General features: G+C 68.3%; 14 protein-coding genes. 10 read left to right on the plus strand and 4 right to left on the minus strand.

Going from position 1 to position 14,648, the window contains the following annotated elements:
* Positions 1-52: 52 nt before the first annotated feature.
* The 3 genes from J0J01_RS03690 to J0J01_RS03700 all read left to right on the plus strand — a co-directional run bounded on the left by J0J01_RS03690 (position 53) and on the right by J0J01_RS03700 (position 2,666).
* On the plus strand, positions 53-1,024 hold the full coding sequence (locus tag J0J01_RS03690; RefSeq protein ID WP_296378838.1) for a tripartite tricarboxylate transporter substrate binding protein: 972 nt from the start codon (positions 53-55) through the stop codon (positions 1,022-1,024).
* Positions 1,021-2,064 (plus strand): hypothetical protein, encoded by a 1,044-nt coding sequence (locus J0J01_RS03695; protein ID WP_296378839.1) that lies wholly within the window; start codon positions 1,021-1,023, stop codon positions 2,062-2,064. Before J0J01_RS03690 ends, J0J01_RS03695 begins: the two co-directional genes overlap by 4 nt.
* 161 nt (positions 2,065-2,225) lie before the next feature.
* On the plus strand, positions 2,226-2,666 hold the full coding sequence (locus J0J01_RS03700; protein WP_296378840.1) for an SRPBCC family protein: 441 nt from the start codon (positions 2,226-2,228) through the stop codon (positions 2,664-2,666).
* Here the strand turns inward: J0J01_RS03700 and thpR are convergent.
* Both thpR and J0J01_RS03710 read right to left on the minus strand, forming a co-directional pair.
* Positions 2,648-3,181, minus strand: a complete 534-nt coding sequence (thpR, locus tag J0J01_RS03705) for an RNA 2',3'-cyclic phosphodiesterase (RefSeq protein ID WP_296378841.1) — start codon at positions 3,179-3,181, stop codon at positions 2,648-2,650. The genes J0J01_RS03700 and thpR overlap by 19 nt on opposite strands.
* Positions 3,147-3,722 (minus strand): arylesterase, encoded by a 576-nt coding sequence (locus J0J01_RS03710; RefSeq protein ID WP_296378842.1) that lies wholly within the window; start codon positions 3,720-3,722, stop codon positions 3,147-3,149. The genes thpR and J0J01_RS03710 overlap by 35 nt, the downstream gene beginning before the upstream one ends.
* 100 nt (positions 3,723-3,822) lie before the next feature.
* Between J0J01_RS03710 and J0J01_RS03715 the strand changes: the two genes are divergently transcribed.
* From J0J01_RS03715 to J0J01_RS03735, 5 genes are all read left to right on the plus strand, one after another.
* Complete coding sequence (locus J0J01_RS03715) at positions 3,823-4,551, plus strand: ABC transporter ATP-binding protein (RefSeq protein WP_296378843.1); 729 nt, start codon at positions 3,823-3,825, stop codon at positions 4,549-4,551.
* On the plus strand, positions 4,548-7,091 hold the full coding sequence (locus J0J01_RS03720; protein WP_296378844.1) for an FtsX-like permease family protein: 2,544 nt from the start codon (positions 4,548-4,550) through the stop codon (positions 7,089-7,091). The genes J0J01_RS03715 and J0J01_RS03720 overlap by 4 nt, the downstream gene beginning before the upstream one ends.
* A gap of 132 nt (positions 7,092-7,223) precedes the next feature.
* Complete coding sequence (locus tag J0J01_RS03725; RefSeq protein ID WP_296378845.1) at positions 7,224-7,988, plus strand: Bax inhibitor-1/YccA family protein; 765 nt, start codon at positions 7,224-7,226, stop codon at positions 7,986-7,988.
* A gap of 96 nt (positions 7,989-8,084) precedes the next feature.
* Positions 8,085-9,203 carry a Na+/H+ antiporter NhaA gene (nhaA, locus tag J0J01_RS03730; protein WP_296378846.1) on the plus strand — a complete coding sequence of 373 codons (1,119 nt, stop codon included), beginning with the start codon at positions 8,085-8,087 and terminating at the stop codon, positions 9,201-9,203.
* Between the two features lie 34 nt (positions 9,204-9,237).
* Positions 9,238-9,747: a helix-turn-helix domain-containing protein gene (locus J0J01_RS03735; RefSeq protein ID WP_296378847.1), complete on the plus strand. Its 510-nt coding sequence runs from the start codon at positions 9,238-9,240 to the stop codon at positions 9,745-9,747.
* A 285-nt stretch (positions 9,748-10,032) separates the two neighbouring features.
* On the opposite strand, the gene J0J01_RS03740 is transcribed toward J0J01_RS03735, so the two are convergent.
* On the minus strand, positions 10,033-10,206 hold the full coding sequence (locus J0J01_RS03740; RefSeq protein ID WP_296378848.1) for a DUF4169 family protein: 174 nt from the start codon (positions 10,204-10,206) through the stop codon (positions 10,033-10,035).
* Positions 10,207-10,274: 68 nt separating this feature from the next.
* Here J0J01_RS03740 and J0J01_RS03745 point away from each other — a divergent pair, with 68 nt between their 5' ends.
* Together J0J01_RS03745 and J0J01_RS03750 are read left to right on the plus strand one after the other, a co-directional pair.
* Complete coding sequence (locus J0J01_RS03745) at positions 10,275-13,493, plus strand: AsmA family protein (RefSeq protein ID WP_296378849.1); 3,219 nt, start codon at positions 10,275-10,277, stop codon at positions 13,491-13,493.
* Positions 13,493-14,323, plus strand: a complete 831-nt coding sequence (locus tag J0J01_RS03750) for a nitroreductase family protein (protein WP_296378850.1) — start codon at positions 13,493-13,495, stop codon at positions 14,321-14,323. Before J0J01_RS03745 ends, J0J01_RS03750 begins: the two co-directional genes overlap by 1 nt.
* Here J0J01_RS03750 and J0J01_RS03755 read toward each other — a convergent pair.
* The gene (locus J0J01_RS03755; RefSeq protein ID WP_296378851.1) at positions 14,310-14,540 is read right to left on the minus strand and encodes a ribbon-helix-helix domain-containing protein; all 231 of its coding nucleotides are present in this window, start codon (positions 14,538-14,540) and stop codon (positions 14,310-14,312) included. The two genes, J0J01_RS03750 and J0J01_RS03755, sit on opposite strands and share 14 nt — an antisense overlap.
* Positions 14,541-14,648: the final 108 nt, after the last annotated feature.

Consider the following 14,648-nt stretch of genomic DNA (forward strand, 5'->3'; position numbering starts at 1 on the left):
GTTGTCTCCCCTCTTGCGGACGATATAGTCGCCGCACTTCAGGAGGAATGTCATGTCGAAGATGATGCGCCGGACCGCGCTCGCCGGCCTGGTTGCCGCCCCGTTCGTGGCGCGCGCGGATAGTTACCCGAGCAAGGCGATCCGCATGGTGGTGCCATTTGCGCCCGGCGGTACGACCGACCTGCTGGGCCGCATCGCCGCCGAGCACCTGCAGAACGCCTGGGGCGCCAATGTCGTGGTCGAGAACAAGAGCGGCGCCGGCGGCAATATCGGCGCCGATGCGGTCGCCAAGGCCGCCCCCGACGGCTACACGCTGCTGCTCGGCACGGTCGGCACCGCGGTGACCAACCAGTTCCTCTACAAGAAGATGCCGTACGACACCGCGACGGCGTTCGCCCCGGTGGCGCTGTTCGGCGAGGTCGCCAACGTGCTCGCCGTGCACAAGGGCGTGCCGGTCAATACCGCCAAGGAATACGTGGAATATTGCAAGAAGCAGGGGCCGGGGAAGGTGAGCTTCGGCTCGCCGGCGATCGGCGGCACCGGCCACCTGGCGATGGAGTATTTCCAGTCGCTCGCCGGCTTCAAGGTCGAGCACATCGTCTATCGCGGCAGCTCGCTGGTGCTGCAGGACCTGCTCGCCGGCAACATCCCCAGCACCATGGACAACCTGCCGCCCTACCTGCCGCACATCAATACCGGCGCGCTGAAGGCGCTGGGCGTCAGCTCGAGCAAGCGCTGGTTCGCGCTGCCCGATGTGCCGACCATCGCCGAGCAGGGCTTCGACGGCTTCGATGCAGCACCTTGGTGGTACGTGGCGGCGCCCGCCGGCACGCCCAGGGGGATCGTCGCCAAGCTCTCGGCCGAGCTGGTCAAGGGCGGCAAGCTCGAGGCGACCATCAAGAAGATCCGCGACGCCGGCGCGTCGGACCTGATCGGCACCGACGTCGAGCTCACCGAGCACATCAAGAAGGAAACGGTGAAGTGGAAGAAGGTGGTCGAGGCCGCCGGGCTCCAGCCGCAATGACCCGCCAGGAGCTCACTGGAAAGATCCAGACCGTGCTCGGGACGATCGATCCCGCTGAGCTCGGCCGCACGCTGATGCACGAGCATGTGCTGTGCGACATCCGCCCGCCGGCGACCCGCACCGAGAACGACCTCGGGCCGGAAATCACGCTCGAGAACACCTGGCAGATCAACTACGGCCGCGGCCTGAAGCGCGCCGGCCGCAAGTACCTGCTCGATCTCGAGGACATCGCCACCCGCGAGGTCGAGATGATGAAGCACGACGGTGGCGACGCCATCGTCGAGCTGACCTGCGGCGGCCTCTCGCCCGATCCCGAGGGCCTCAAGCGCATCGCCCAGGGCACCGGCGTGCATCTCGTCATGGGTTGCGGCTACTACGTCAACGACTACCAGGACCCGCGCAACCACGGCCGCCAGGTCGACGACTTCGCCAACGAGATGATCGGCCAGATCCTGCACGGCGCCTGGGGCACCGACGTGCGCGCCGGCATGATCGGCGAGATCGGCTGCCAGGCGCCCTGGACCGACCTCGAGAAGCGGGTGATGCAGGCCGCCCTGATCGCCGCTTCCGAGACCGGTGCCGCGATCAACGTCCATCCCGGCCGCGATCCCGATCAGCCGCAGGAGGTCGCCGACTTCATCAAGGCGGCCGGCCATCCAACCGAGCGGATCGTGATCAGCCACATCGACCGCACGATCTTCGACGAGCCGCGCCTGCTGAAGCTCGCTGAGTCGGGCGTCACCATCGAGTTCGACCTGTTCGGCCAGGAATCGAGCTACTACGGCCTCTCCGACATCGACATGCCGAACGACGCGACGCGGCTCAAGCTGATCCGCGCGCTGATCGAAGCCGGCCATCTCGACCGCGTCGTGATCAGCCACGACATCTGCTACCGCACGCGGCTCGCGAGCTTCGGCGGCCACGGCTACGGCCATATCTTCCGCAACGTCGTGCCGATGATGAAGAAGCGCGGCTACAGCGCCGACGAGATCGACGCCATCCTGGTGCGCAACCCGCGAAGACTGCTGACGTTCGCCTAAAAGGACCGGGCAAGCTGTCATCCCGAGTGCAGCGAGGGATCTATGGGAATCGCGAAGGATCCCTCGCTGCGCTCGGGATGACAGAGAATTCGCCGCGGCTGGCGGATAGCCCGTCACCGCCACGATCGCCACGTTCGCTTCTCATTCGAAGGGAGCGAATCATGGCGGAAGCATTCTACAGCGTCGTGCTCGATCACCCGGCCGACGCGGTGTGGTCGGTGATCCGGCCGTTCGGCCATTACGCCTGGGCCGGCGTCGATGCCGAGACGGTGATCGAGGAGGGCAAGGCGGATGCCGAGGTCGGTGCCGTACGCCACGTGTCGATGCCCGGCCGCGCGATCCGCCAGAAGCTGCTGGCGCACTCCGATCGCGCACGCTCCTACACCTACTCATTCCTCGAGCCCGCGCCGGTGCCGAACTACGTCGCGACGATCCGCGTGACGCCGGTCGCGGAGACCGGCCAGGCCTTCGTCGACTGGCGCGCGACGTTCGACTGCGCACCGGACGAGCAGGCGCGCTGGCTCGATCGGTTCGAGCGGAAGGGTTTCGCGGTGTGGCTGGCGGCGCTGCGCCGTTTCATGGCTCAGAACGCGAGGTCGTAGGCCGCTTCCTCGCGATAGAGGCCGTTGCGGCTGGAATAGAGCGCGAAGTGGTCGGCCACCCAGGGGCCGGCCTGGAAGGTCGAGTGGCTGGCCATGAACTGGGCGATGTGATGGCCGGTCTCGGCGCCCTGCGAGAAGCGGGCGAGCGTGACGTGCGGGCGGAACTTGCGGCGCTCGAGCTCGATCCCGCAATTGCGCGCCACCGTCGACACCTTTTGCTGCAGCCAGTCGAGCCGGTCGTTCTTGGCCACCAGCGCGACCAGCGCCCTGGGCTGCTTGCCGCTGGAGAACTGCTCGACGCCCGCGACGGCGACCGGGAAGGGCGGGCCGGCGATATCCGACAGCTCCTCCTCGAGGTCGCGCATCGGGCCGCCCTGCACCTCGCCCGCGAAGCAGAGCGTGACGTGGAAATTCTCCGCCGGCACCCAGCGCGCGTCGGGGACGCCGGCCTGCAGGGTGACGAGCTCGTCCGCGATTTCCTCAGGGACGGGAAGGGCGATGAACAGCCGCGGCATCGTCGAGGTTCTTGATCACGAAGGGCAGCAGCCTGTCGGCGACGATCTGCGCGCCCCTGGGGTTGGGATGGATACCGTCGCCCTGGTTGAGCGCCGGATCCTGCGCCACGCCATCCAGGATGAAGGAATAGAGCGGCACCTGATACGTGTCGGCGATACGCTTGTACAGGCCGTCGAACTGGTCGACGTAGTCGGAGCCGAGATTGCGCGGCGCCATCATCCCGGCCAGCCACACCGTGACGTTGGCCGCCTTCAGCTTCTCGACGATCGCCGCGAGGTTCTTCTCGGTAACCTTGGGATCGATGCCGCGCAGCGCGTCGTTGGCGCCCAGCTCGAGCAGCACGATGTCGGGCTTGTCGGCCAGCAGCCAGTCGAGCCGGTCGAGCCCGCCCGCGCTGGTGTCGCCCGAGACGCCCTGGTTGAAGACGGTCACATTGCGACCCTGTGCCTTCAGTGCGGCTTCCAGCCGGGCCGGGAAGGCCTGATCGGGCTTGATGCCATAGCCCGCCGCGAGGCTGTCGCCGAGCACGGCAATTTTCACGGGTCCGCTTTGTGCATGGGCGGGATGCGCCGCGAGCAAAAGGACAAGCAGCAGTGAATTGACCACCGCCGCAAAACGACCATATGCAAAGGCAAGATTCATGGCCGTGACCGTCCCGCACCCTGCAAGAGACCCCATCGTCCGCTTCGCGGATGTCCATCTCGACATGGCAAGCGATGCCGGCATGGTCAATATCCTGCGCGGCATCTCGCTCGACATCGCCGCCGGCGAGATCACCGCCGTGGTCGGCCCTTCGGGCGCCGGCAAATCGAGCCTGATGATGGTGGCGGGCGGCCTCGAACGCGCCACGTCGGGCCGGGTCGAGGTGGTCGGCCGCGACCTCGGGCCGCTCGACGACGATGCCCGCGCCCGCCTGCGCCGCGACCATCTCGGCATCGTCTTCCAGGGCTTTCACCTTATTCCAACGATGACCGCGCTGGAGAACGTGGCGCTGCCGCTGGAATTCGCCGACCGCGGCGATGCCTTCGAAGCGGCACAGGCTGCGCTCGAGCGGGTCGGTCTCGGCCATCGCCTGACGCACTATCCGGCGCAGCTCTCGGGCGGCGAGCAGCAGCGCGTCGCGGTGGCGCGCGCGTTCGTCGGCCGGCCCAAGCTGCTGCTGGCCGACGAGCCGACCGGCAATCTCGACGGCGCCACCGGCAAGCAGGTGATGGACCTGCTGTTCGAGCTGGCGCGCGCCGAGGGCGCGACGCTGATCCTGATCACCCACGACATGGCATTGGCCGAGCGCTGCGATCGCATCCTGCGCATCGCCGACGGGCTGGTGGTCGGCGACGAGCGCATGCCGCAGGCGCTGGCCGCGCAATGAATTCTCGCCGGACCGGCAAGACGCTGCGCCTGGCCTTCACCCTGGCGCGGCGCGAGATGCGCAGCGGCCTCGGCGGCTTCCGGCTGTTCCTCGCTTGCCTGGCGTTGGGTGTCGGCGCGATCGCCGCCATCCTGTCCTTCAGCCGCGCGGTGCAGGAGGGCCTGCGCGCCGATGCGCGCGAGCTGCTGGGCGGCGACGTCGCGATCTCGCTGCTCTATCGCGAGGCGACGCCCCAGCAGCTTGCCTGGCTGGCCAAGGAAGGCCAGATGACGCGCTGGATCGACAGCCGCTCGATGGCGCGCCCGGTGAAGGAAGATGGTCATCCCGCGCTGGTCCAGCTCAAGGCCGTCGAGCCCACCTATCCGCTCTATGGCACGGTCGAGCTGCAAGGCGGCGGCACTCTCGCCGCCGTGCTCGCCAAACGCGACGGCGTGTGGGGCGCGGCGGTCGAGGACTCGGCGCTGCAGCGCATGAACATGGCGGTGGGCGACCGCCTCAAGATCGGCGATGCCGTGGTCCAGCTGCGCGCGATCATCGCTCGCGAGCCCGACCGCGGCGTCAACGCCTTCGCAAGCCTGGGCCCACGCCTGATGATCCCGCTGGCGGCGATCGCACAATCGGGGCTGGCGCAGCAGGGCAGCCTGCTCACCTGGGAATACCGCCTGCACTTGCCGCCGGGCGTCTCCGACGTCGAGGCAATCGACAGCATCAAGGCGCAGTTCCCCGACGCCGGCTGGCGGGTGCGGAGGCTGGACGATGCCGGCGGCGGCCTGCAGTTCTGGCTGAACCGGCTGACCCAGTTCCTGAGCCTGGTCGGACTGTCGGCATTGCTGGTCGGCGGCGTCGGCGTTGGCAACGCGATCTCGAGCTTCCTCGCCGGCCGCCTGCGCACTATCGCCACCTTGAAGTGCCTGGGCGCGCCCGAGCGGCTGGTGTTCGTGACCTACTTCCTCCAGCTCGGCGCGCTCGCCCTGCTGGGCATCGTTACCGGCGTGGTGATCGGCGCGGCGCTGCCGTTTGCCGCGCAATCGGTTCTCGAAGAGCTGCTGCCCTTGCACGCGCGCATCGATATCTATGCGCGGCCGCTGCTGACGGCCGGCACCTTCGGCCTGCTGGTGTCGCTGCTGTTCGCGCTGCTGCCGCTGATCCGCGCCCGCGCGATCTCGGCCGCCACCCTGATGCGCGGCGCCGCGGTTGGCGGCCGCCGGGTCGCGTTGCGCGAGCTCGCGCTGATCGCCGGCACCGCGGTCGTGCTGGCAGGGTTCACGATCTTCGTCGCGCCCGAGCGGCGCACGGCGGGATGGTTCGTGTTAGGCGCGATCGGTGCCTTCGTGGCCTTCCCATTGCTGGCGCGCGGCCTGATGTGGGCCGCCGCGCGCATCGGCAAGCCCAAGTTCGCGGCGTTGCGGCTGGCGCTCGCCAACCTGCACCGGCCGGGCTCGCCGACGCCGATCGTCATGCTGTCGCTCGGGCTGGGGTTGACGGTTCTGGTCGCCACCGCGCTGATCGAGGGCAATCTGCGGGCGCAGATCACCGAGCGCATCCCGAAGGACGCGCCGGCCTTCTTCTTCGTCGACATCCAGAGCTCGCAGATCGCCGACTTCCAGAAGACCGTCGAATCCGTTCCCGGCACCGGCAAGCTCGAGAAGGTGCCGTCGTTGCGCGGCCGCATCAGCAAGATCGGGGGCGAGCCGGTCAACGCCCAGAAGGTCCCGCCCAACGCCCGCTGGGCGGTCGACGGCGATCGCGGCGTCACCTATTCCGCCGAGGCGCCGGAGGGCGCCCGCATCGTCGCCGGCCAGTGGTGGACCGCCGACTATCGCGGGCCGCAGCTCGTGTCGTTCGACGCCGAGCTCGCGAACGCCTTCGGCATCGGGGTCGGCGACACCATCACCGTCAACGTGCTGGGCCGCGAGATCGAGGCGAAGATCGCCTCGCTGCGGCGCATCGAATGGCAGACGCTGGCCATCAACTTCGTGTTCGTCTTCTCGCCCGGCATCCTCGACAAGGCGCCGCACACCTATCTCGCCACGGTCAAGGCGACACCCGCGGCCGAGGAGAAGATCTTCAAGGACGTCACCGACCGCTTCCCCAACGTCACCGTGGTGCGCATCCGCGACGCCATCCAGACCGCATCGGAGGTGCTGGGCAATATCGGCCTGGCGGTCCGGCTGATCGGCCTGCTCTCCATCCTGGCCGGCATCCTGGTGCTGGCGGGGGCGATGCTGGCGACCCAGCGGCGGCGCATCCACGAGGCGGTGGTGATGAAGGTGCTGGGCGCCACCCGGGCCCGCATTGCCGGCACCTTCGCCTGGGAATTCGCGGCGCTGGGCCTCGCCACGGCGCTGGCCGCCCTGGGGGTCGGCACGGTGGCGGCCTATCTGGTGGTGCGGAACCTGATGAACCTCAGCTGGACCTTCCTGCCCACGGTGGCTGTGGCGGTGGCCGTCGGCGCCATGGCGCTCACCCTGGCGTTCGGGTTGGCCGGCACCCTGGCGGCGCTGCGGCAACGGCCGCTGGCTTTGTTACGGAACGAATAAACCGGATTTCCCAGCCCGGACCGCGGGTTATCCCCCTTTCCGATCTTCCTTGATTCAGACGCGATGCATGCCCACATTATTCGCCGAAGGGGCTCAGCCAATAGGGTCCCTCGGAGGCTAGGGAAAACACACATGGCAAACCAGAACTTTGGTTCTTTCGGCCGCGGCGGCGTGATCGCCGACCAGGCATCGTACGATGTCGGTCTGCGCCAGCACATGATCCGCGTCTACAACTACATGGCGTCTGGCCTGGCCCTGTCGGGCATCGTGGCCTTCGTGATCTACAACTTCGAGCCGGTCCGCAACCTGTTCTTCACGATGGGTATGACCCGTGGCGGAAATCTCATTCCGGTGGGCATGAACCTGCTGGGCTGGGTCGCGGTGTTCGCGCCTCTCGGCCTGCTGTTGCTGGTCGGCTTCCGCGCCCAGCGAATGAGCGTGGCAGCCGTCCAGGCCGTGTACTGGGCGGTGACAGCACTGATGGGCGTCAGCCTGTCGGTCATCCTGTTCCGCTACACCGAGGCGTCGGTCGCCCGCACCTTCTTCGTGACGGCGGCGGCGTTCGGCGGTCTCAGCCTGTACGGCTACACCACCAAGAGGGACCTGTCGGCCTTCGGCAAGTTCCTGTTCATGGGCCTGATCGGCATCATCCTGGCCGGTCTCGTGAACATGATCTGGCCGTCGGGCACGATGACCTTCATCATCTCGGTCGCCGGCGTGCTGATCTTCTCCGGCCTGATCGCCTACGACACCCAGACGATCAAGCAGCAGTACAGCGAAGCCTGGGATCAGGGTTCGCTCGAGAAGGTCGCCATCTTCGGCGCGCTGAGCCTCTATCTCGACTTCGTGAACCTGTTCCAGTTCCTGATGAGCTTCATGGGCCAGAATCGCGACTAGGTCGCGGCCAGAGCCGCGACCCAGTCGACCGACGAATCGCGTCGATCTCAGACGCCCGGGTCGAAAGGCCCGGGCGTTTTGCTGTATCGAGGGACCATGAAGCGCTGGGCGGCCTTCCTGCAGAGCGACGCGGGCAGTGCGGTGCCGCTGCTGGCGGCGACCGTGCTGGCGCTGGTGCTGGCCAATTCGCCGCTCGGCGAGACGGTCGTGCGGATCCTGCGGATCGAGATTGCGCACGACTCGCTGATCCACTGGATCGACGACGGCCTGATGGTCGTGTTCTTCCTGCTGGTCGGCATGGAGATCAAGCGCGAGGTCGTGGTCGGCGAGCTGTCGCGGCCTTCGCGGGTGGCGCTGCCGATCGCCGGCGCGCTGGGCGGCATGATTGTGCCGGCGGCGATCTACACCGCCTTCAACTGGGGCAACCGCGAGGCGCTGCACGGCTGGGCGATCGCCTCGGCGACCGACATCGCCTTCGCCGTCGCGATCGTGGCGGCGCTGGGGCCCAAGCGCGTGCCGGCCGGGCTGCGGCTCTTCCTGCTGACCTTGGCGATCGTCGACGACCTCGGCGCCATCGTCATCATCGCCGTCTTCTACACCGCCAAGCTGTCGACCCTCGCCCTGGTGGGCGCCGGCCTCTGCATCGCGGCGCTGATCGCGCTCAACCGGCTCGGCGTGAAGCGCATGCTGCCCTACCTCGCCGTCGGCGTGCTGCTCTGGCTGTGCGTGCTGGAATCGGGCGTGCATGCGACGCTGTCGGGCGTCGTGCTGGCCTTCTGCCTGCCGCTGGGCGGGCCGTTCGAGCGGCTGGAGCACGTCTTGCGGCCGTGGGTGCTGTTCTTCATCGTGCCGGTGTTCGCCTTCGCCAACGCCGGTCTCAATCTCGACGGCGTGAACGCCGCCATGGTGCGCGATCCGATCGTGCTCGGCATCGTCGCCGGCCTGTTCCTCGGCAAGCAGCTCGGCATCTTCGCCGGCGCGGCCTTGCCGATCGCGCTCGGCCTTGCCCGGATGCCGTCGGGTGCGAGCTGGCGGCAGCTCTACGGCGTCGCCGTGTGCGGCGGCATCGGCTTCACCATGAGCCTGTTCATCGGCACGCTCGCCTTCGACAGCGGCAAGATGCCCCTGGTGCAGCTCGGCGTGCTCGCCGGGTCCGTGCTTTCGGCGGCAGTGGGGTATGCATTGTTGCGCGTCTCGGGACGCCGTTCCGGCTGATTGCGCCGGACCGACTCCGGCCTATACTTTGGCCATGCGGCGTACTTCGTACGAACAGATGAATTGTTCGATCGCTTCGGCGCTCGACGTCGTCGGCGAGCCGTGGACGCTCCTGATCGTGCGCGATGCCTTCTATGGCGTGCGGCGCTTCGATGACTTCCAGGAGAATCTCGGCATCGCGCGCAACGTGCTGACGGCACGGCTGAAGAAGCTGGTCGAGGCCGGCATCTTCCGCAAGACCGCCTACCGCCAGCGGCCGTTGCGCCACGAATATCGCCTGACCGACAAGGGCGCGGCGCTGTTCACGGTGATCGTCGGGCTGAAGCAATGGGGCGACCGCTTCGGCGTGGCGTCCAAGAACGGCAAGCCGATGGACCTGGTCGACCGCGCCGACGGCAAGCCGCTCGATCCCGTGCTGATCGACGCCCTGAGCGGCCGCCGGCTCGAGCTCACCAACGTGCGCGCGGTCGCCGGCCCCGGCGCGGTGCAGGCCACGCGAGATTTCTTCGACCGGCTGACGCTCAATAGGTCAGCGACCCGCTGACGGACAGCGAGCCGCTGGCGAAGCCGCGCAAGCGTGTGGATAACCCCGTGCGGGCGAGGCTCATCACGGGCAATGGAACGCGCGATGGTGCAGTGTGACGCCCATGACGATGTTCGCCTTGTCTCCAACCCGCCGCTCATCCGCGCGCCGCGACGGCACGGGGGAAAATTCGCGAGAAAATTTTGGCGCTGGGAAGCCTTTGGTGGCGATGCCATCGGCATCGAACCCGTCCCCCGCCGCCGTGGGACGGTCGGGACGGGGATGCGCGTCGATCTGCGATCCGGGCTACTCGAGCTTCTTGTCGTCGACGGCGCGGCTTTCGCGTTCCTTGGCCTGCCGGTCGGCCTTCTTCTGTGCCTTGGTGCGGCCGAAGCGCAGGCGATTGGCCTCGGCCTCGCGGTCCCGCTCGGCGCGCGCCTTGTCCTTGCGGACTTTCCGGAGGTTGACGATTTCAGACACAGGATTCTGTATGCCGCCCGCGGCGGCGATGCGCTAGTCTTTCATCGACGCGATCGAGGGAGAACCCGATGACCACTTCCATGCGCCGGAAGCTCCTGATCGGCGCGGGCGCCGTGCTGGGCGTGCTGATCGTGGCGCTGCTGGTCGCGCCGGCGCTGATCGACGTCAACAAGTACAAGCCGCAGATCCTGGCCGAGGTGAAGAAGGCCACGGGCCGCGAGCTGGTGATCGACGGACCGCTGTCGCTGTCGCTCCTGCCGGTACCGACTGCAACCGTCGCGGGCGTGAAGTTCTTCAACGCGCCGGGCTCGAAGAACCCCAACATGGTCGAGGTCAAGTCGATCACGGTGAAGCCCGCGCTGTTCGCGCTGCTGGTCGGCAATATCGAGGTCGACGAGGTCACGCTGGTCGAGCCCAAGATCGTCCTCGAGATCAATGCCGAGGGCAAGCCGAACTGGGAGTTCACGCCGTCGGTCGCCGAGGCCAAGCCCGCCGCGCCCAAGCCGAGCTCGCCGCGGCCCCTGTCGCTCGGCCGGCTGACGATCGAGAACGGCACGCTGATCTTCAGCGATTCCAAGGCGGGCCTCTCGGTCGTCGCCGAGAAGGCCGACATCACCGCCTCGGTCGGCTCGATCGACGGACCTTACGCGCTGGCCGGCAGCGCCACGGTCAACAACGCCCCGCTCAAGATCGATCTCAGCGTCGGCGCCAAGGGCAGCGACGGCATGCCGACCGCGCTGGCGCTCGAGGCGAACGGCAAGCTCAGCCTCAAGGGCAAGATCAGCGAGCTCGGGCCCAACGCCAAGTTTTCGGGCACGGCGAGCGTGTCGGCCGAGTCGCTGACCGGCTTCATCGCCACCCTGGTGAGCCTCGCCGGCCAGCCGGTGCCGCCTTTGCCGCCCTTGCTCGCCAGCAAGTTCAGCTTCGACGGCGCCGTCGAGCTGTCGCAGAGCCAGATCGCGGCGCGCGACTTCAAGATCGCGCTGGCCGGCGATGGCGGCTCGGGCTCGCTCAGCGTGACGCTGAAGCCGGCGCCGGCGATCGACGGCAAGCTCACGTTGCCCAAGATCGATCTCGATCGGGTGCTCGCCGGCCTGTCGGCGCCGCCCGCGCCGTCGGCGCCCGGCAAGCCTGCGCCGCCTGCGGCCCCCGCGACCGGCAGCGGCGCCAGCGTGCTCGACACGCTGACCGCCAAGCTGTCGCTCGAGGCGCCGGAGGTGATCTACAACAAGCAGCCGGTGCGCAACGTCGCCCTCGAGCTCGACGCCAAGGGCGGTGCCGTCGCGGTGCCTAAGCTCGATGCGACGCTGCCGGGCGACATGGTGCTGCAGGCGCGCTCGACGCTGGCGGGCGGGGCGGTGAACGGCGATTTCAGCCTGGTCGGCCCCAAGCTGCGCGAGACGCTGCAGTGGCTGGCGGTCGACGTGTCGCAGGTGCCGGCGAGCAAGCTGCAGAAGCTCAGCCTCAAGGGCCGGCTGGGCTCGAGCGGCGGCGCGGTGCAGGTGCGCGACGCAGCCTTCGAGCTCGACGACATCAGGGGCCGGGGCAGCGTGACCGTCACCTTCTCGGTGCCGCTGTCGATCGTCACCCAGCTCGACATCGACACGGTCGATCTCGACTCCTTCATGGTCAAGCCGGCCGACGGCCAGAAGAAGCCGGCAGCGCCTGCTGCAACGCCGGCGCCGTCCAGCAGCGCCCGCGCGGCGGCCGGGCCGTCGGTCGGGCTGAAACTCAAGCTCGCCAAGGCGATCTACAACAAGGAGACGATCGGCGGCATCGAGGTCGACCTCGCGATGAAGGGCCGCACCATCGACTTCCGCGACGTCAAGGTCTCGAACCTGGGCGGTGCGCGGCTGGCGATCCGCGGCACCGTCACCGACTACGACCAGCCGCTGCCGCGCTTCGACACGGCCTTCAACTTCGAGGCGCCCGAGATGGCGCGCGTGCTCAAGATCGCCGGCGCCACCGCGCCGGACGGCATCGGTCCGGTGACGGCGCGCGGCGGCGTGTCCGGCACGGTCGAGGCGCTGACCTTCCGCGAGCTCGACCTCGCGGCCTCGGGCGAGAGCGCGCGCATCGACGGCACGCTCACCATGCCGGGCGCGGCCAAGGGGCAGGCCTCGACGATCGGCTACAAGGGCAAGGTCACGGCCAAGGGCCAGACCATCGAGGGCACGGTCGAGGCCAAGGTCGCCGACCGGCCGTACGTCTCGGCCGACCTGCACACCACCACGCTCGACCTCGACAAGCTCGGCAGCGCGCCGGCCCCGGCGGCGCCACGCGGCCGCCCGGCGGCGGCGGCACCCGGGCAGATGGCGACGCAGACGATCGACACCGGGCCGCTGCGCGCCTTCGACGCTTCGTTCAAGCTTGCCGCCGGCACGCTGATCAGCTCGCCGCTCAGGCTCGGCAACGCCGACATCGCGGTGACCCTGAAGGACGGCCTGCTCACCCTGCAGCACCTGAAGGGCGGGCTGTATGGCGGCGCGGTCGATCTCTCGGGCACCATCGACGGCCGCAAGCCCGCGGTCGCCATCGACTTCAAGGGCAGCGCCACCGGCATCAATCTCGGCGAGATGCTGCGCGCCACCTCGGGCACCAACGTGTTCGGCGGCCAGGTGAAGGTGACCGTCGACGGCCGGCTCGACGCGACCGGCATCGCGCTGACGGGTGCCGGCAGCACGCGCGAGCAGATCCGCGGCTCGATGGTCGGCGGCGCGCAACTGGGCGGCCATGTCTTCGTCGGCGCCGACAAGGCGCTGATCGCGCTGGGCTCGGGCGCGGCGGGCGCGGTCGGCGGCGTGATCGACAACACCCTGGGCAACGTGCTGGGCGTGGTCGGCCAGCGCGGCATCGCCACCAACCTGCTGACCGCCGCCTCGGTCGTGCTGAACCGGTTCGTCAACCGCAACAACCCGATCTCGGGCCATCTCGACATCGCCGGGGGCCTGCTGACCGACAAGGGGCTGGCGATCGCGGGCGACCGCGCCACGGCGAACATCCACACGCGCACCAGCCTGGTCGCCTCGACCACCGACACCACGGTCAACCTGATGATCGCCGAGGACCCCTCGGCGCCCTATCTCGTCGCCACGGTGCGCGGGCCGCTCTCCAGCCCGAGCTACGGCGTGAGCCGCGGCAGCGCCAAGGATCCGCCGGGCGTGGTCAACACGCTCACCAACCAGGTGCCCAGCATCATTCCCGGGATTCCGGGGCTCGGTGGTGGCGGCGGCGGCCAGCGCTCGCCGATCCCCAACATTCCCATCCCCAACATCTTCGGACGCTGATGCTCGAAAAATTGAAAGACGCGCTCAGGGCGAGATTCGGAACCGCGCCCGATCTCGATGACGCGCCCAGGAATGTCGACGTGCTGGCCGAAATGGCCAACCGCCGCGTGATCCGCCGCTACACCGACCAGCCGGTCGACCCGGCGCTGCTCGACACGCTGTGCGCCGTCGCGTTGTCGGCGCCCAGCAAGTCGGACCTGCAGCAGGGCGACATCGTGATCGTTTCGGACAAGGGACAGCGCGAGAAGCTCGAGGCTCTCCTGCCCGACAATCCCTGGGTGAAGGCCGCGCCGGTATTCCTGGTGTTCTGCGGCAACAACCGCCGCCATCGCCTGCTGTTCGACTGGCGCAAGAGGCCGTTCGTGAACGACTATCTCGACCCCTTCTTCAATGCTGCGGTCGATGCCGGCATCGTGCTGGCGACTTTCATCGCCGCCGCCGACCGGGTCGGGCTGGGGACCTGCCCGATCAGCGCCATCCGCAACCACGCCCAGCAGGTGTCGGACATCCTGTCGCTGCCGGACCATGTTTTCCCCGTCGCGGCGCTGGGTGCCGGCTGGCCGTCCTTCCCGGGGGTGATGAGCCCGCGGCTGGGGCTCGACGTCTCGATTCACCGCGACCGCTACGACGAGACGGGGCTCGAGGAGAAGATTGCAGCCTACGACAAACGCCGCGAGGCGGTGCAGCCCTATCGCACTCAGCGCTACACCGACCGGTTCGGCGCGAGCCCCGAATACGGTTGGTCGGAGGACAAGGCCCGGCAATATTCGGTGCCCGAACGGGCCGATTTCGGCGCTTTCGTGCGCCGCAAGGGCTTCAAGCTCGACTGATCTTCCGCTTGGCCTGTTTCAGGACATAGACGCGCAGCGTGCTCGAGAGGTTGCCACGACCGCCTTTCGGGCTGCCGCGCGCCTTGTCGACTTCGGTCACCAGGGCATTGAGCGACAGGGTGCGGGCCTTGGCGATGGCCGCGAGCTCCTGCCAGAACTCGTCCTCCAGCGAAATGCTCGTCTGATGACCATGGATGGTGATCGAGCGTTTACGCATGCGAGGATTGTGACAGCGGCAAGAAGCCTGCTCAACCTGCCTTGCCGGTGTCACAGCGCCTGCGTATATACCCGCGCAAACACAGCCCCCTTTTCCCCCGGAAACCGA

This window comes from Reyranella sp. (assembly GCF_017305915.1).
In the GTDB taxonomy this organism is placed as follows: domain Bacteria; phylum Pseudomonadota; class Alphaproteobacteria; order Reyranellales; family Reyranellaceae; genus Reyranella.

Coding starts and splice junctions, on each gene's coding strand:
- thpR (WP_296378841.1), bottom strand. CDS start 3,181: ATGCCGCGGCTGTTCATCGCCCTTCCCGTCCCTGAGGAAATCGCGGAC.
- J0J01_RS03750 (WP_296378850.1), top strand. CDS start 13,493: ATGCTCGAAAAATTGAAAGACGCGCTCAGGGCGAGATTCGGAACCGCG.
- J0J01_RS03700 (WP_296378840.1), top strand. CDS start 2,226: ATGGCGGAAGCATTCTACAGCGTCGTGCTCGATCACCCGGCCGACGCG.
- J0J01_RS03725 (WP_296378845.1), top strand. CDS start 7,224: ATGGCAAACCAGAACTTTGGTTCTTTCGGCCGCGGCGGCGTGATCGCC.
- J0J01_RS03755 (WP_296378851.1), bottom strand. CDS start 14,540: ATGCGTAAACGCTCGATCACCATCCATGGTCATCAGACGAGCATTTCG.
- J0J01_RS03715 (WP_296378843.1), top strand. CDS start 3,823: ATGGCCGTGACCGTCCCGCACCCTGCAAGAGACCCCATCGTCCGCTTC.
- J0J01_RS03695 (WP_296378839.1), top strand. CDS start 1,021: ATGACCCGCCAGGAGCTCACTGGAAAGATCCAGACCGTGCTCGGGACG.
- nhaA (WP_296378846.1), top strand. CDS start 8,085: ATGAAGCGCTGGGCGGCCTTCCTGCAGAGCGACGCGGGCAGTGCGGTG.
- J0J01_RS03720 (WP_296378844.1), top strand. CDS start 4,548: ATGAATTCTCGCCGGACCGGCAAGACGCTGCGCCTGGCCTTCACCCTG.
- J0J01_RS03690 (WP_296378838.1), top strand. CDS start 53: ATGTCGAAGATGATGCGCCGGACCGCGCTCGCCGGCCTGGTTGCCGCC.
- J0J01_RS03735 (WP_296378847.1), top strand. CDS start 9,238: ATGCGGCGTACTTCGTACGAACAGATGAATTGTTCGATCGCTTCGGCG.
- J0J01_RS03745 (WP_296378849.1), top strand. CDS start 10,275: ATGACCACTTCCATGCGCCGGAAGCTCCTGATCGGCGCGGGCGCCGTG.